The following is a 17,552-nucleotide window of genomic DNA, read 5'->3' as shown; positions in this document are numbered from 1 at the left end:
ACACCTCCTTATTGATTATTGCTTTATCAGGCTCCGGCAGGGCCGTGAGATGATTGCATATTATACTTATGCAAATACCATGCCAAGTCATTCAAAAATTGATATATTATGCTATTTGGAGGTGAATGCTTGCATGAATCAGGATTTTAGTATAATATTTAGCAAATTTTTTACCTGGTAATAGTTATTCAAGAAGGTAATAATAAAATCCTGCCTAGACACTGCGTGTATAATAAAATAGACACCAGTGTTCATAAAAATATACAGTGAACCGTTAGTTGGTTACAAGTTTGTGAATTTAATAACCTAAAAAGGCTTGTTTTAACTGAAGGTTTATGTTGTTGTAAATTTGGCATGATAATTGCATAATAAAATAAATGACAATATTACAAGGGAGTGTGAAACCCATGGCAAAAATTATTACTGCTTCAGAAGCCGTCAAGCTGATTCAAGATGGCGTTACCGTTGCCACGAGTGGATTTGTCGGCATTGGGCATGCGGAAGCATTAACAACTGCCTTAGAAAAACGATTTCTTGCTGAAGGAGCGCCTCGTGATCTCACATTAGTATATTGTGCCGGACAAGGGGATGGCAAAGACCGTGGTCTTAATCATCTTGGACATGAAGGTCTGGTCAAGCGCGTCGTAGGCGGGCATTGGAATTTGGCTCCTAAGCTGGGTAAATTGGCAGTAGAGAATAAAATCGAAGCCTATAACTTCCCGCAGGGAACCTTGACGCATTGGTTCCGTAATGTAGCTGGCCGTAAGCCTGGCGTTATTACGAAAGTCGGTCTCAATACTTTCTGCGATCCTCGTGTTGAGGGCGGTAAAATTAATGATGTAACAAAAGAAGACCTGGTTGAAGTAATCGAATTGGGCGGAGAAGAATGGCTCTGGTATAAACCCTTTCCTGTACATGTAGCTCTTGTACGCGGTACGAGTGCCGATGAAAAAGGAAACATTTCCATAGAGCGTGAAGCCGCATCAGTGGAGATATTATCAATTGCCCAGGCAACGCAAAGCTCAGGCGGTATCGTTATTGCTCAGGTAGAGCGTATTGTAGCAAATGGCTCTATTAATCCTAAGCATGTTAAGCTTCCTGGAATTAGCGTTGACTATATAGTTGTAGCTGATGATCCTGCAGCACATATGCAGACTTTCAGTGAGCAGTATAACCCGGCTTATTCCGGTGAAACCCGTATTCCTTTAACTGGTATTGCTCCACTGGCTCTGGACGAGCGCAAGGTAATTGCCCGCCGTGCCGCAATGGAACTTATCCCTAATGCCAGAGTTAACTTAGGAATAGGGATGCCAGAAGGTGTTTCTGTTGTTGCTAATGAAGAAGGTATCGGGCATATGATGACTCTGACTGTTGAGGTTGGACCGGTTGGCGGGGTTCCTGCTGGAGGATTAAGCTTCGGTGCGGCAACTAATGCAGAGGCTATTCTGGATCAGCCATATCAGTTTGATTTTTATGATGGCGGCGGCGTTGATCTTGCTTATTTAGGGTTAGCTGAGACCGATCAGCACGGCAATATTAACGTTAGTAAGTTCAAAGGCCGTGTGGCTGGCTGCGGCGGCTTCATCAATATTACGCAAAATGCCAAACAGGTAGTCTTCTGCGGAACCTTTACAGCCGGTGGGCTTAAAGTAGAGGTTGCTAATGGCAAGCTTAATATTCTTACCGAAGGTAAAGCGAAAAAGTTCCTGGATCACGTTGAACAAATTACGTTCAGCGGCGACTACGCCAAGAAAGTCGATCAGCCGGTCATGTATATTACGGAACGTGCCGTATTTACTCTGACAGAAAAAGGCATGACGTTGATTGAAATTGCACCTGGGGTTGACCTGGAGAAGGACATATTGGCTCTTATGGACTTCAAACCAATCATTGCGGAAAACCTAAAAATCATGGATGCAGCTATTTTTGAAGATAAACTTATGGGTTTAAAACTGTAAGAAGCTGTAAGAAAATATTTACAACTAACAGGAATTACACCAGTAATGGCAAATAGATACTTATAATGGTCATACTAAGTGAAACTTTACGTCTAAGGAAGGTGTTTTCGTTTGAAAGAAGTAGTAATCGTTAGTGCGGTTCGCACTGCTATTGGTAGTTTTAACGGCTCATTGTCCCCTTTGTCGGCGACTGAAATGGGCGGGTTGGTTATTAAGGAAGCTCTTCAACGCGCTGGTGCTGAGGGCTTGAGTATTGATGAAGTTATTATGGGGAATGTCCTCCAATCCGGTTTGGGACAAAATCCTGCACGCCAGGCGACCTTAAAAGCTGGACTGCCAATTGAAGTTCCTGCATTGACTATCAATAAAGTGTGCGGCTCCGGTTTGAAAGCAGTTAATTTGGCAGCTCAGTCCATTATGGCAGGAGATGCTGAAATCGTTGTTGCCGGCGGCATGGAAAGCATGACAAATTCCCCTTATTTGCTGGATAAAGCCCGCTCCGGTTATCGTATGGGCCATGGCAAATTAGTGGACTCCATGATTCAGGATGGTTTATGGTGCGCATTTAATGACTACCATATGGGCATCACTGCAGAAAATGTTGCAGCTCAATATGGAATCAGCCGCGAAGACCAGGATCAACTGGCTTATGAATCGCAGGAAAAAGCAATTAAGGCTATTCAAAGCGGTGCTTTCAAAAAAGAAATACTTCCCGTAACCATAAAAGGTAAAAAAGGCGATGTCGTATTTGATACTGACGAATACGCCAAAGCAGGCACCACTGCCGAAAAACTTGGCGGCCTGAAACCTGCGTTCAAAAAAGACGGTTCTGTCACTGCCGGTAATGCTTCTGGCATTAATGACGGCGCTGCAGCTCTTGTCATTATGTCTGCTGACAAAGCAAAACAACTGGGACTTAAACCATTGGCCCGCATTCGCGGATATGCTTCGAGCGGTGTTGATCCTAGTGTAATGGGTATCGGCCCTGTAACTGCTACTCAAAAAGCGCTGGCTAAAGCTGGACTTACTGTTAAGGATCTTGATTTGATCGAAGCCAATGAAGCATTTGCCGCTCAATTCCTTGCTGTAGGCAAACAACTGGAATTTGTACGTGAAAAAGTTAATATTCACGGCGGCGCAATTGCTTTGGGTCATCCGATTGGTGCCAGCGGTGCCCGTATATTTGTAACATTATTACATGCAATGGAGCTGCGCCAAGCGAAGATTGGTTTGGCTACACTGTGCATCGGCGGCGGCCAAGGTGTTGCCACCGTTATAGAACGTCTATAAACTGTTAACCGGTGAGTGCCAATGGTGACACGCTATTGGCACTCATTCAAAAAACATAAGTGATTTTTTTCACTAAGTAATCTTGTGATTATTAGTCTCAAAAGAGGCGAATAATGAAATTAAAAGGAGGAGTTAGTATGTTTTTTCAATTAACTGAAGAGCAGAAAATGATGCAAAAAATGGTGCGCGAATTCGCTGAGAAAGAAGTGGCACCAGGTGTTGCCGAGCGGGATGAGCAAAGTATATTTGACCGTTCCTTAGCTGATGCCATGGGGGAAATGGGGCTTAACGGTATTTGCTTCCCGGAAAAATACGGCGGTGCCGACAGCGATTATCTGAGCTATGTTTTAGCAATTGAAGAGTTATCCAAAGTGGATGATGGTGTAGGCATTACGCTGTCTGCTACCGTATCTCTCTGTGCTTGGCCGATCTATGCTTATGGCACAGAAGAACAAAAAGAAAAATTCCTGCGTCCTATTCTGGAAGGCACTCATATGGGAGCATTTGGCCTAACAGAAGCAAATGCTGGTACAGACGCCGCTTCTCAGCAAACAGTGGCTGTTGCTGACGGCGATGATTATATCATTAATGGCAGTAAGATTTTTATCACCAATGCTGGTGAAGCAGAAACTTATATCGTTTTTGCTATGACCGATAAATCCAAGGGAGTCAAAGGGATTACCGCTTTTATTCTTGAAAAAGGCATGCCTGGTTTTACGTTTGGTAAAAAAGAACATAAATTAGGTATTCATTCCTCCATTACAATGGAACTTGTATTCCAAGATGTGAGAGTACCGAAAGCAAACATGCTGGGCAAAGAGGGTGATGGCTTCAAAATTGCCATGACTACACTTGATGGCGGCCGTATTGGTGTTGCTGCTCAGGCACTGGGAATTGCTCAAGCGGCGCTTGATCATGCAGTAAAATACTCCAAAGAACGTGTACAATTTGGCAAACCTATTGCTAGCAATCAGGCTATTGCCTTCATGCTGGCTGATATGGGTACAAAAGTGGAAGCAGCCCGTTTATTGGTTTATAAAGCTGCCTGGAACAAGGATCAAGGATTGTCTTATTCGAAAGAAGCTGCTATGGCTAAGTTATATGCTTCCGATATTGCAATGGAAGTTACAACTGATGCTGTACAAATATTTGGCGGCTATGGCTACACTTGCGAGTATCCGGTTGAACGCCTGATGAGAAATGCCAAGATTACACAAATTTACGAAGGTACAAATCAGGTTCAAAGAATGGTCATTTCCGGAGCACTGTTGCGGTAATAGCAATTTTACGCACTAATCATCATAACAGGAGGCATATAGTATGGATATTTTGGTATGTGTCAAGCAAGTGCCTGACACCACCGAGGTCAAAATTGACCCACAAACAAATACACTAATTCGTCAAGGGGTGCCTAGTATTGTCAATCCTTTTGACAAGAATGCTGTTGAGGCAGCTCTGCAATTGAAAGAAAAGCACGGCGGCAAGGTTGTCGTTATTTCTATGGGACCGCCCCAGGCGAAAGATGCTTTGAAAGAGTGCTTGGCAATGGGAGCAGATGAAGCCTATTTGATCAGTGACCGCGCTTTTGGCGGTGCTGATACGCTGGCTACCAGCTATACATTAGCTGCCGGCATCCGTAAGCTGGGAAGCTTTGATATGATTATTTGCGGTAAGCAGGCTATTGATGGCGATACTGCCCAGGTAGGTCCTGAAATTGCAGAATATCTTGATATTCCTCAAGTCACTTATGTTGCAAAGGTAGAAGTGAATGAGGGTGTTGTCCGGATTGAACGGGAACATGAAGAGGGTTATGAAGTAATTGAAACCTCACTGCCCGTACTGTTGACTGTTGTAAAATCGATTAATGAGCCCCGTTTCCCAACTGTAAAGGGAACGATGAAAGCTAATCGCAAAGAAATTCCTGTCATTACAGTTAACGATGTGGAAGTAGATCCTGAACGTCTAGGTCTGAAAGGTTCTCCTACACAGGTGCGTCGCATTTTTACCCCTCCGCAGCGGACACAAGGTGAAATTATTGAAACTGACAGCGCTCGCGAGTCGGTAGCAATACTCATTCAAAAACTATCTGAAGCAAAGATTATCTAAGAGGGGGGTAAATAACGAAATGGCAGTTGTAGTAATTCAAGATAAATGTATCAGTTGCGGCGCTTGCGTCGCTGTCTGTCCGTTCGGTGCTATTGAGATGCAGGATAATGACAAAGCCTTTATAACAGAGGCTTGTACTGCCTGTGGAGCATGCATCGAGACTTGCCCGGTCAGCACAATTGTTCGGGAAGAAGAAGAAAAGACAGTAGCAATGGATAAAAAAGAGTATAAAGGTGTTTGGGTATTCATTGAGCAGGCTGAAGGACACATTCGTGGAGTTTCGCATGAACTTCTAGGTGAAGGCCGCAAACTGGCTGATGCCATGGGGCAGGAACTGGCTGGTGTGTTAATTGGCAATCAGGTAGAGTCTTTAACGAAAGATGTTTTTGCCAGTGGTGCTGACAAAATCTATCTGGTTGAAGGAGCAGAATACAGTCATTACAGCACAGATGGTTTTACCACTGCCCTTGCTGATCTGATTACCACTTATAAACCGAGTGTTATTCTGATGGGAGCAACGAATGACGGCCGTGATCTAGGGCCGCGTGTGGCTTGCCGTATTGGAACCGGATTAACCGCAGACTGCACCAATCTGGATATCGATGCGGAAACCGGCTTGGTAGCATGGACTCGTCCTGCCTTTGGCGGCAATATTATGGCAACCATTTTGTGTCCAGAGCATCGTCCGCAAATGGGAACCATCCGTCCGAAAGTATTTAAACGTCCTGTACAGGATTTCAACCGGACTGGTGAAATCGTTCGAGTAGCAAGCAAAGTAAAAGCAGAAGATATTCGGACCAAATTCATTGAGCTGTTACAAGTATCGGCAGCTTCATGCAATTTGGAAGAAGCGGAAGTCATTGTATCGGGCGGACGTGGTATGTGCAAGCTGGAAAACTTCCAATTGATTGAAGACCTGGCTGAAGTCCTTGGCGGTACGGTAGGTGCATCACGTGCGGCTGTTGATGCCGGCTGGAAACCCGCTCTTCATCAAGTTGGCCAAACCGGCAAAACGGTTGGACCGAAGATTTATATTGCCTGCGGTATTTCCGGAGCGATTCAGCATATCGCCGGTATGTCTTCCTCTGATATCATCATTGCTATTAACAAGGATGCAGATGCACCTATTTTCAAAGTAGCTGATTATGGTATTGTTGGTGATGTAACGGAAGTGCTTCCTGTTATGATTGCAGAATTTAAGAAAATACGGCAGGCTTAAGTCGATAAGCCCCGTTGAAAAGGAGCTAAGCATATGATCCAAGACGTAAAATTTGCTGATATTCAAATTGGTGATAAAGCCAGTATGGCAAAAACAGTAAGTGAGTATGATGTGTATGGCTTTGCTGGTATAACGGGCGATTTCAATCCTGTTCATGTTAATGCTGAATTTGCTAAAACAACGATGTTCCAAGAGCGTATTGCTCACGGCATGTTATCAGCAGGCTTTATATCGGCAGTCCTTGGAACTACCTTACCGGGAGCAAATACCATTTACCTCGGTCAGGAACTTTCTTTCAAAGCTCCGGTTAAAATCGGTGATACCATAACGGCTACTGTTGAAGTAGTGGAAAAGATTGAAGCAAAAAATCGGCTGGTATTGAAGACTACTGTTACAAATCAAGAAGGTAAAATTGTGACAGACGGAAAAGCTACTGTAATGAAGAAATAAATAAGGATGCCGTACTCACAAGAGTACGGCATTTTTATTTACACATATGCTGGCTAAGAAGATAGACACTTGTGTACATAAAAATATACAAAATTATGGATTTCTGTATACTCCTATTGTTGAAAAGAGCAGAATTACTGATAACTAAGGGCTTTTTTTTTATTGGCACGATAGTTGCATAATAAATGGATGATGAATCTGAGCCGGATGTGACAGTGAATGTAATAACGCGTCATTGTAAATAATAGGGTTCAGAAATTGATAACTGCAGGAGGAAGATGTACATGAGAGGTTTAAAGGACAAAGTAGCGATTATTACTGGTGGAGCTGGCGGAATTGGTAAAGCAACTGCTTTACGTTTTGCTGAAGAAGGTGCCAAAATAGTGATTGCCGATTTTGCGGATGGAGCTGCTACTGTAGAAGAAGTAAAGGCTAAAGGCGCAGAAGCTGTATATGTTCAAGTTGATGTAACAAATCCAGATAGCACTAAGGCTATGGTGGATAAGGCTGTGGAAGCCTTTGGACGCGTTGATGTTTTGATCAATAATGCTGGTATTACTAAAGATGCGATGATGAAAAAAATGACCAAGGAAACTTGGGATGCAGTTATTTCTGTTAACCTGACAGGCGTATTCAATTGTACTTCCGCCGTTTTGCCGTTCCTGCTGGAACAAAAATCAGGCGTTGTACTTACTACCTCGTCAGTAGTTGGTATTTATGGCAATTTGGGACAGACCAATTATGCTGCTACTAAATGGGGCGTAATCGGTATGACCAAATCATGGGCCAAAGAAATGGCTAAAAACGGTCTGCGCTTTAATTGCGTTGCTCCTGGTTTTATTGGTACTGATATGGTTAAAAAGATTCCTGAGCAAGTATTGAATGATAAAATCATCATTAAAGTTCCTGCTGGCCGCCTTGGCGAGCCGGAAGAAATTGCAGCTGCATTTGCCTTCCTGGCATCTGATGATGCAAAATATATCAACGGAACCGTGCTTAGTGTTGACGGAGCCTGCACATTATAAAGTGTTTTAAAATAACCTCGCCAAATGGCGAGGTTATTTTTTTTGTCTGTTATGTCTAAAAAAACATACAAATGGGAAGGTTTCTGATATAATGGTGTCTAATCGATTGTGCAGTGGAATAAGGAGGAGCTTATGCGGATACGGGATATAATGAGTACGCAGGTTGTAACTGTCCGGCCTGATATGACTATGCGGCAGGCAGCGGTAATTTTTAGTAAGGCGATTATGGATGGCGCTCCGGTCATTGATGATCACGGCCGCTTAATAGGATTAATAACAAAATCTCACTTTACAAAAGCACTTGCTGATGATACTCCTGATTGTTCTGTGCGTTCCATGATGACAGTTGATGTTTTTACGTTGTCGGAGAACATGACAGCGAATCAATTGCCTCATAGAAATGAGATTTACCGATATAGCTGTTTTCCCGTCGTCAATGGGGACAAGAAACCCATTGGCATTATAAACAGGACAGATTTGGTAAAGTACTTATCAGAACGATCTGTTTTTTTGGCTGATGAAATGCAGGCCGTGCTTCATTCCGTTTGTAATGGCGTTATAGCCACTAATCCCGATGGAATTATCACGATCTTTAATCCGGCAGCAGAATATATTACAGGATTAAGCGCGGATTCCGTTTTGGGATGCTATGTAGAGGAAGTCATTCCCAACTCCGGTTTGCAGCGTGTGCTGAAAACCGGAGTTGCAGAGTTAAACCAACAACAATACCTTGGTAAATGTCAAATTGTAACCAATCGTTCCCCAATTACTAAAAACAATAAAGTAATTGGGGCTGTCGGGGTTTTTCAGGATATTACAGAATTACAAGCAATTGCGGCCGAATTGGAAACGGTAAAAAGCCTGAAGAGCACGCTTGAATCGGCAATTGAAAGTATTTTTGAAGGGATAGTAGTTGTTGATAAAAGCGGCTATATTACGATGATCAACCAAGCATATGGGGAGTTCCTCGGAGTTGATTCCCGCATCATGATTGGTAAACACATAACGGATGTCATTCCGAATACGCGTATGCACGTCGTAGCTCAAACCGGTAAGGCTGAACTGGGTGAGCTGCAGCGTATCGGTGAAAATAATGTTATTGTAAGCCGTATTCCCATTATAAAAGACGGTGAAGTAGTGGGAGCAGTCGGCAAAGTGCTGTTTAAAGACTTAAAAGACTTCAAGCTTTTAGCTCGCAAGCTGAACACCCTTCAATCAGAACTGGAATATTACAAAGAAGAATTGCGTAAAGTGCATGGCGGTAAATATACGGTAGAGCGAATTATCGGTAATAGCGAGAAGATGCTCTGGCTGAAGAGTATCGCCACTAAAGCGGCTAAAGGAGCTTCGACAGTACTGGTATTAGGGGAAAGTGGCACAGGCAAAGAGCTGTTTGCTCATGCTATTCATAATGCAAGTTCCCGCCGCCAGGGGCCGCTAATTAAAGTGAATTGTGCAGCTGTACCGGAAAATCTGCTGGAGTCCGAATTGTTCGGCTATGATGAGGGAGCTTTTACCGGTGCCCGTAAGGGGGGGAAACCGGGGAAATTTGAACTTGCTAATGGTGGTACAATCTTTCTTGACGAAATCGGTGATATGACTATGGCCATGCAGGCGAAATTGCTCCGTGTTCTCCAGGAACGGGAGATTGAGCGAGTCGGCGGAACGAAAACCAGTAAAATTGATGTTCGTGTTATAGCAGCAACAAATCAAGATTTAGAGACAATGATCGAGCAAGGTCGATTTCGGCAGGACTTATACTATCGCTTGAATATTATTACCTTGTTAATTCCGCCTCTCAGAGAGCGAAAAGAAGATATTCCGATGCTTTGTACTGCTCTGCTGCAAAAGATTAACAGCCAGGTCCAGTATGGGGTTGAAGGAATTTCTCCGGAGGTTATGTATCTGTTAGCGGAATACAATTGGCCGGGTAATGTGCGCGAGTTGGAGAATATATTGGAAAGAGCAGTCAATTTAATGGATGATGATACCTTTATTCAGCCCGAACACTTACCACCATTGCTAAAAAAACATTATAAGCCAAAAGAAACAGAAGAAACTGACAAAGACCTTGCAGGAATCCTTGGAGACACGGAGAAACAAGCAATCTATAGAGCGCTCGAAGCTGCCGGGGGCAATAAAAGTAAAGCAGCTAAATTGCTAGGTATTCATCGTTCTGGATTCTATCAAAAGTTGCAAAAATATAATATTACCTAGCATATTATCAAATCAGGAGGCACTATGTGGACTGTAGTATATATTGCATCAAATCGAGCTCAGGCGGAAATGCTCAAAAATTTACTTGATAGAGAGGGAATTTTGGCAAACACCCGCCCTGCAGGTATTTCCATGCTTGGTGACGGGATTCACGAAATATTGGTTTTAGAATCAGAAGCAGATGAAGCGCATGCTATTCTCTGCCAGCATGCAGTAAAATAGAGGTAAGCACCAGTAAAAGGAGTGTTTGTGTGATCAAGAAGACAAAGATTATCTGTACTGTCGGCCCTAGCACCGATCAACCGGGTGTTTTAGAGCAAATGCTTAATTCTGGAATGAATGTGGCTCGCTTTAACTTTTCGCATGGGAATCATAGCGATCATGCAAAACGGATTGCACTTGTAAGAGCGGCAGCGGCGAAGACCAAGAAGCCCGTAGCTTTAATGCTGGATACTAAGGGGCCGGAGATGCGCTTAGGCACCTTTGCTGAAGGAAAAGTTCAATTGACAGCCGGTGAGCGTTTTGTTTTGACAGCCCGCGATATCGCCGGGACCAAGGAAATTGTTTCAGTTAACCATAAGCTCTTACCGGAAGAAGTGACTGCCGGTGATATCATTCTATTATCTGATGGTTTAATTAGCCTTAAAGTAGAAGGTGTAGAAGGACAAGATATCATCACCACCGTTTTGAACAGTGGACCGATTAGTGACCGGAAGAGAGTTGCCGTACCGGGGGTCCCTGTTAAGCTGCCTCCATTATCAGAGCAGGATGTGGCAGATATTTTATTCGGCGTTGAGCAGGATATGGATTTTGTAGCTGCTTCTTTCATTCAGCGTGCTGCTGACGTATTAGCTATTCGCAAGGTTCTCGAAGATGCCGGTTCCGATATGGATATCATTCCGAAAATTGAAAATGCCGAAGGCGTAAAAAATATTGATGAAATACTGCTGGTTGCCGATGGCATTATGGTAGCACGTGGCGACTTGGGAGTGGAAATTCCGACGGAAGAAGTACCGCTTGTGCAGAAGATGCTGATTGAAAAGTGTAATAAGGATGGTAAACCGGTTATTACTGCTACGCAAATGCTGGAATCCATGATTACCAATCCTCGCCCTACAAGGGCAGAGGCCAGTGATATTGCCAATGCAATTATGGATGGTACAGATGTTATCATGCTTAGTGGTGAAACTGCATCGGGCTGTTATCCGGTAGAGGCTGTACAGACGATGGCCAGAATTGCGATCAGAACAGAAGCCGCATTATCGTATAGTGCGCTTTTGATGTCAAAAGGCGTCTTACTGCAGCTGAGTACAACTGATGCAATCAGCCATGCTACTGTACAAATTGCCCATGAACTGGGAGCTGCTGCTATTGTTACAGCAACGGAGTCGGGGTATACGGCCCGTATGGTGTCCAAGTATCGTCCACAGGCAGCGATTGTAGCTGTTTCCCCTAATGCTAAGACACTGCGTCGGATGCTGTTAAACTGGGGGGTTTGCCCGGTAGCTGGTGCAGGCTCAAAAAATTCAGATGAATTAGTAAGTAATTCCGTTGTTGGGGCATTAGCATCCGGTATTGTTAAAGATGGCGATCTGGTTGTTGTAACAGCCGGTGTACCGGTTGGTACCGCGGGAACTACGAATATGATTCGGGTTCACGTAGTTGGAAATATCCTGTTGCGTGGTGCGGGCGTCGGTCAGCGGGTGGCAACGGGTAATGTTTGTGTTGCTACCACTATTCAGGATGTAAAATCCAAGTTTGTTGCCGGTGATATTTTGGTAGTACCCGGAGTTGATGAAGAGATAGCACCTTATGCCGCTAAAGCAGCGGGAATCGTAGCGGAGGAAGGTGGGTTTACCTCTCATGCCGCGATTATTGGTATTAGCTTCGGCATTCCTGTTATTGTTGGGGCTGAGGGTGCGACAGCTTGTCTTACTGATGGAGCGGCGGTTACCATCGACGCATCGCGGGGTGTGGTTTATCAAGGACATATTAATGCCAGGTAAGTAGTTCGTCAATTCGGCTAGGACTGGAGGCTGCGGCGGTGCCAATTGCTATTATAGTGATCTGTTTCATGACGCTTGTCGCCGGAGTATACTGGTACAGGACAAATAGCCTAAGTTGGCGTTTGCGAAAGCTAAGGCAGGCGACTGATAAATTAGCTAAAAAGAGGCTGCCTAATAAAAAGGCTGTAGCTGTCATGTTTCGTCAAATCTATGCATTGATTCATCAGGGAATGCGCACTCAGCAGCCTGCTGTTATTTATCAGGCTGCTGATGCATTAAAATTAGCTGTAGGTGTGGGACTAGGCAGAAGTGATGAGCCGCTGCGCCTTATGACGCTCATTGTTCTAGCCATTAAAACGAAGCAGCCTGATGTTGCCGGTCAGTTACTCGATGTTTTCCGGACTCTTGTCAAACGCTGTGAACCGCAGGCGCTTCCAGCGGTTATTAATCCGCTGTTGATGGTTGCGACTACGGCAATGAAAGAAAAGCAAAATTTCCTAGCAGCAAAAGTGGCGGACCTTGTATTTTCTGTTTTGGATCGCCCTGACTGCTTAAGTAATCAGGCTGTTATGAATGCTGCCTTTCGTGCGGTTCGTTTTTTAGGGATTTTGGCGATTCGCCGTCATGATGAGGCACTGTTTCGTGAAATAGCAAATCGCTTAACTGCGTGGTCGTCTGTTGGCAAAGAACTGAATCTTGGAACGGAAGCAGCACAATGTCTTGTTTCCTGGATGCACCGCATCATGAAGGGAGACAACTGCCTTCAACTGCAGGTCTTGGATGAATTAACCCAGTCTCTTGTTGATAACCGGCTCATTCGTGGTCAGGCCTTGCGGGAATTGGCAGAGGGCTGGATCGAGCTGGCAGGCAATGCTTGTTTAAATCCCAACAGTACTCTGGGGCCGCGGATACTTACCCGCATCTTATTTATAGCTGTTCATACAGAAGATGCGATCTTTTTCCGCCGAATGGTGAGAAAGATTGTTCAGGTTGTAGCTATGGTTTTAACGAGATATACCTTTGCAGAGGCTTTTCCTGTAGTTTTTCCGCTGGCTGATACGGGACGGCGCTTGCTGCAAGCAGAGCTGAATTTTGCTCAGAGTACAGGTGAAGGCTTTCGCCCGCAGGCATTGCATATACTGGTCAGGGAACTGTTAGTTGCCTTTGAAATGCTTGCCCGCCAGCGTATGACGGTCACGGCCGGTGAACTTATTGTAGAGTTTTTGCAACTCTGGCAGGAACATCCTGCAGCATCCGGTCAGTACGGAAAGGCTGCCCGCAAATTTTGCCAGCTGCTGCTTTCTTTTTGGGCGCAGACCAGCAGGCGTAAATCCCGGCGTTTAGAGCTTGTTGGCGATGCACAGCAACAACTTAGCGGTTTTTCACAATTGGATAAGGCAAAGCTTTCGTTTATGCTGGATTGAGTTGCTCTAATTACATTGGAAATAAAAAAACGACTTGGTATTAACCAAGTCGTTTTTATTTAGCAAGAAGCTTTATTTTTTTGCTGCACTGCCTGTAAGTAACAGTCCGATTGAAGGGCGGGAACGGCTGCTGAAATGAATCAGCCAACTAATGGCAAGGCTGATAGCAGCAGTAAAAACATAAAATGCTAGTACAACCGGTACGCTCATGATGATATTTTTGCTATTGATAAAGCCGATTAAGTAATACATAACAAAGGGATGAACGAGATATACTGCATAAGAACGTTCACCTAACTGCGTGAGGGTCGCCTTGATAACGGGATTCAGGCGGTAAGATTCGAAAAGTACTAATAAAAATAAGGTCGTTGCCAGGGTATATAATACTCCAATGGGGCTTAACTGGTGGACGGTATTAACGGCCTCTTCGGGAGAGTAATGCTTAGTAAACAGCAAATGATAATAGTACCCTGTCATGCCCAGCAATGTAACGCCAAAAAAACAGGTAATAGCAATCCGATACTTTCTTAATTTATGAATAAATTGCTGATAATGGAGGGCACAAATTGCGCCTAGTAAAAATATGAAGATATAGTGTATCACCCAGTAGCTTAAGCGATATTGAATTGCCATATTGATATAGCGATTAGCAAAATTTGCTTCTAGGATATAACTGGAATAATAATTGACAGCAATTTGCAAAAGTAAAAGTACTGTTAAGTAAAAACCAGGAGCCTTCGCGATGCCTTTGACGATCATACGCCATAGTGGCATAAAGCTGTAAAACCAAAGTAAAATAACTAAAAAATAGAGCTGATAGGAAGCTAGGCCAAATAAGAGATATTTAACTAAAATACCGGGGAACCAGGGGGAGATGTCACCGCTTACCCAGGTATAATGGATCATGTAAAGCAGTGACCAGACGATATAAGGAATCAGTACTGTTCGGCAGCGCCGCTTCATGAAATTGAAATAGTTAAAGGGTGCTTCTAAATTATGATGAAGAAATAATCCGAAGGCGGATACAAAGAAAAAGATAGGAACGCTAAAGCGAGTACAGATTTCCAGTAAAGCAAAAAGATGAACATTAACATCTGGATTTGCAAGAGAGTAAGCTCCTGTATGAATTCCGATTACTCCTAGCATAGAAAGACCGCGAATATATTCAATTGACAGAATGCGTTGTTTGGACATGTAGTTCCTTACCCTTTCCCTATAAAGTTCATGTTAGTTCATACTTGTTTTCTCTTTATAGGACGCTTTTTCCTGCACTTGAATGATTTGCAGGAATCTATGAGAAAAAGGTGAAATTAGGTATATACATATCAATATTAGGAGGGCGTTATCATGAAGGCGTTAGGTTTATTTGATGGTAAAATTATTGATTTAAATGAAAACATTCTGCCGATGGAAGACCGTGGACATCAATTTGGGGATGGAGTATACGAAGTTACCCGTGTATATAACGGACTGTGTTTTTCCCTGGAAGCGCACATGGAGAGGTTATATCGCTCTTTAAGGGAATTGCGTATTCCAGCGACATATTCTTTTGAAGAATTAGCTGGCTTTCATGAATTGCTTATTAAGGAAAGCGGTATTTTAGAAGGCGCTGTTTATCTGCAAATTACCCGTGGAGTGTCACCTCGGGCGCACGGTTTCCCTGAACAGGTAATTCCTCGCCTAACTATGTCTATTCGCCCTACAAGTGCATTGACTGCATTGAAAGCGGATGGTGCAAAAGTGGCGCTTATTCCCGATGAACGCTGGCTCAGGTGTGATATTAAGTCTATTAACCTACTAGGTAATATTATGGGCAAGCAGAAAGCAAAAGAGTCCGGCTGTTTTGAAGGCGTTATGATTCGTGACGGCAATATTACGGAAGGCACTAGCAGTAATTTCTTTGTAATCAAAGATGGTGTTTTGTGGACACACCCTGTTTCTAATCTCATTCTAAAAGGTGTGACACGGACGCTCGTTATTGAACAAATTGTGCCTGAACTGGGGCATATGGTATTGGAAAAGGCATTTACTCCTGCATTTCTGAAAACAGTAGAAGAAGCATTTGTCTGCGGTACCAATACAGAAATAGTACCGGTTGTTAGCATAGATGGTGCTCCTGTAGGAAATGGAACAGTAGGCCCCATATGCCGCCAAATTCAGGAGGCATACGATCGACTGATTGATAAACAGTGCAACCGCTAAAGGAAGCTGGGTTTCATTGAGGTTAGGCAAAAAAATAAAAGCAAGGGCAGAAAGTGCTGCCCTTGCTTTTATTCATTACTTTATAGTTTTATGCCAATAAAACGGTCATCCTGGAAGGGCATGTCACGTACTAATTCGGCAGGTAAAATACCAAAGTGTTTAAAAAATTTCTTTGCTCCTATATATGCTCCTTTTGCCGCATACCGTATAGGAAAGGCGTTAACATTTTTTTCATTTACCGGCATAATGCCAAGAGCTGCTTGATTGGCATCGTAGCCTAACATACAAAATTGATGAGGATTTAATAGTTCAGTCGCTTTTTTGTTAAAAACAATTCGTCCATTTGTACGAACCTCAATTTGAGGCTGATCATTTTTGGCAAGTCGTTCTTTTTTTGGTTCAAATAGTGAAAATGAGAATCCCAAGGTATTCACTCCTTAATTTATATAATGCTTACCTAGTAAAAGTATGCACAAAACGATGGAAATATAAACATATTTTACTAAAAATACCCAATTGTTCTAAAAAAATAATAAAAAATTTATTCACACTTGAATTCTCTAATAGCCTCACTATGTTTTAAGAAGCGGTTTTCAAGTAATAAGCAGGTTCTGCTATCAATATGACTGAAACTGTTACAAAGCACTGTTGGTAATTAAATTGAACCCCGGACAATGATCATTTGTCCGGGGCAAACAGGCGCATCAGAATGCTGCCATTTTCCTTAAGCCAGCGCCTTTGCTCATTATAATGAATGATATAACTCGCAACTAACTGCCAAAAGCTCTGGGAATGATTCGCTACTTTCATATGGCAAAGCTCATGAATAACCAAATAATCCATTACCGTACTGGGAGCCATAATCAGGCGCCAGCTATAGTTGATGGAACCCCTGTTGGAGCAACTGCCCCAGCGGGTCTTTTGATCCCGGATGGTTACGCGCGTAGGAGAGACGCCAATGATCTTTGCCCAATAGTTCGTACGGCTTAACAAAGCAGAACTTGCTTGTTCTACATACCATTTCAACAGCAGTGTCTGAGCAAATGCTGGATATGTATCAGATGCAGCACTGCATTGGACGATGATGTGTTCGCCGTCAATATAGACCAGATCCTTGCTGGATGTGGTTAGTTTTAAACGGTATTGCTGACCAAGGTATAAAAGAAGGGCATCTGATTTGAACTCACTGTTAACAGGATTAGTTGACAGTTTAGCAAGGCGGTGCCAGTGCTTGTGTATCCAGCTGGCTTTGTCTGTCAAAATTGTTACCGCTTCTAAATCAGTAATTCCGTAAGGTGCCTTTACTAGCAGAGTGCGTTCGGGTGTGAAGGCGATTTGAATGGTTTTGCGATTTTTAACCCGTTGTATCTTGTACGGAATTGGTGATCCGTAGATTGTTACTGTTTTCATTGTTCTATTATTCCTTTCCTGGCTTGTTACAATAATTAGCGTTAGGAAATGAAAAATCCTATTAAAATAAACATAAAAAATAAAATAATATGCTTGACACCAAAGAGGAAAGCATGATATTATACTAAATGTCGGTACAGCAAACTCAACATAATACATGCCCGGGTGGCGGAACGGCAGACGCGGCAGACTCAAAATCTGCTATCAGGAATGGTGTGGGGGTTCAAGTCCCTTCCCGGGCACCA

General features: G+C 43.4%; 15 protein-coding genes and 1 tRNA gene. 13 read left to right on the top strand and 3 right to left on the bottom strand.

Features of this window, described 5'->3' with window-relative positions; all coding sequences use genetic code 11:
• Positions 1-407: 407 nt before the first annotated feature.
• The 11 genes from RTR76_RS14855 (at position 408) to RTR76_RS14805 (ending at position 13,695) form a co-directional block, all read left to right on the top strand.
• Positions 408-1,958, top strand: coding sequence for an acyl CoA:acetate/3-ketoacid CoA transferase (locus tag RTR76_RS14855; RefSeq protein ID WP_312521984.1), 1,551 nt, complete (start codon positions 408-410; stop codon positions 1,956-1,958).
• Between the two features lie 111 nt (positions 1,959-2,069).
• Positions 2,070-3,248 carry an acetyl-CoA C-acetyltransferase gene (locus RTR76_RS14850; RefSeq protein WP_312521982.1) on the top strand — a complete coding sequence of 393 codons (1,179 nt, stop codon included), beginning with the start codon at positions 2,070-2,072 and terminating at the stop codon, positions 3,246-3,248.
• A 137-nt stretch (positions 3,249-3,385) separates the two neighbouring features.
• The gene (locus RTR76_RS14845; protein WP_312521980.1) at positions 3,386-4,525 is read left to right on the top strand and encodes an acyl-CoA dehydrogenase; all 1,140 of its coding nucleotides are present in this window, start codon (positions 3,386-3,388) and stop codon (positions 4,523-4,525) included.
• Positions 4,526-4,568: 43 nt separating this feature from the next.
• The gene (locus RTR76_RS14840; RefSeq protein WP_312521978.1) at positions 4,569-5,354 is read left to right on the top strand and encodes an electron transfer flavoprotein subunit beta/FixA family protein; all 786 of its coding nucleotides are present in this window, start codon (positions 4,569-4,571) and stop codon (positions 5,352-5,354) included.
• A gap of 19 nt (positions 5,355-5,373) precedes the next feature.
• The gene (locus RTR76_RS14835) at positions 5,374-6,573 is read left to right on the top strand and encodes an electron transfer flavoprotein subunit alpha (RefSeq protein ID WP_312521976.1); all 1,200 of its coding nucleotides are present in this window, start codon (positions 5,374-5,376) and stop codon (positions 6,571-6,573) included.
• A gap of 33 nt (positions 6,574-6,606) precedes the next feature.
• The gene (locus RTR76_RS14830) at positions 6,607-7,023 is read left to right on the top strand and encodes a MaoC family dehydratase (RefSeq protein WP_312521975.1); all 417 of its coding nucleotides are present in this window, start codon (positions 6,607-6,609) and stop codon (positions 7,021-7,023) included.
• Between the two features lie 284 nt (positions 7,024-7,307).
• Positions 7,308-8,048, top strand: coding sequence for a 3-oxoacyl-ACP reductase FabG (gene fabG / locus RTR76_RS14825; RefSeq protein ID WP_312521974.1), 741 nt, complete (start codon positions 7,308-7,310; stop codon positions 8,046-8,048).
• Positions 8,049-8,180: 132 nt separating this feature from the next.
• Positions 8,181-10,265, top strand: a complete 2,085-nt coding sequence (locus tag RTR76_RS14820) for a sigma 54-interacting transcriptional regulator (protein WP_312521973.1) — start codon at positions 8,181-8,183, stop codon at positions 10,263-10,265.
• 24 nt (positions 10,266-10,289) lie between these two features.
• Positions 10,290-10,487, top strand: coding sequence for a putative signal transducing protein (locus tag RTR76_RS14815; protein WP_312521972.1), 198 nt, complete (start codon positions 10,290-10,292; stop codon positions 10,485-10,487).
• Between the two features lie 29 nt (positions 10,488-10,516).
• Positions 10,517-12,271 (top strand): pyruvate kinase, encoded by a 1,755-nt coding sequence (gene pyk / locus RTR76_RS14810; RefSeq protein ID WP_312521970.1) that lies wholly within the window; start codon positions 10,517-10,519, stop codon positions 12,269-12,271.
• Between the two features lie 38 nt (positions 12,272-12,309).
• Positions 12,310-13,695 carry a hypothetical protein gene (locus RTR76_RS14805; RefSeq protein ID WP_312521968.1) on the top strand — a complete coding sequence of 462 codons (1,386 nt, stop codon included), beginning with the start codon at positions 12,310-12,312 and terminating at the stop codon, positions 13,693-13,695.
• 72 nt (positions 13,696-13,767) lie between these two features.
• On the opposite strand, the gene RTR76_RS14800 is transcribed toward RTR76_RS14805, so the two are convergent.
• Entirely contained in the window at positions 13,768-14,889 is a 1,122-nt protein-coding gene (locus RTR76_RS14800) for an acyltransferase (protein ID WP_312521967.1), read from the bottom strand.
• A gap of 153 nt (positions 14,890-15,042) precedes the next feature.
• On the opposite strand from RTR76_RS14800, the gene dat reads away from it, so the two are divergent.
• Complete coding sequence (gene dat, locus RTR76_RS14795) at positions 15,043-15,897, top strand: D-amino-acid transaminase (RefSeq protein WP_312521966.1); 855 nt, start codon at positions 15,043-15,045, stop codon at positions 15,895-15,897.
• Between the two features lie 80 nt (positions 15,898-15,977).
• Here dat and RTR76_RS14790 read toward each other — a convergent pair whose 3' ends face one another.
• On the bottom strand, positions 15,978-16,331 hold the full coding sequence (locus tag RTR76_RS14790; RefSeq protein WP_312521964.1) for a hypothetical protein: 354 nt from the start codon (positions 16,329-16,331) through the stop codon (positions 15,978-15,980).
• 244 nt (positions 16,332-16,575) lie between these two features.
• A complete protein-coding gene (locus RTR76_RS14785; protein WP_312521962.1) occupies positions 16,576-17,307 on the bottom strand; it encodes a SprT family zinc-dependent metalloprotease in 732 nt (243 codons plus the stop codon).
• A 159-nt stretch (positions 17,308-17,466) separates the two neighbouring features.
• On the opposite strand from RTR76_RS14785, the gene RTR76_RS14780 reads away from it, so the two are divergent.
• Positions 17,467-17,552, top strand: a tRNA-Leu gene (locus RTR76_RS14780).

Source organism: Anaerospora sp., from assembly GCF_032013335.1.
Lineage (GTDB): Bacteria > Bacillota > Negativicutes > Sporomusales > DSM-15969 > Anaerospora.
This window is presented reverse-complemented; position numbering and strand designations above follow the sequence as displayed.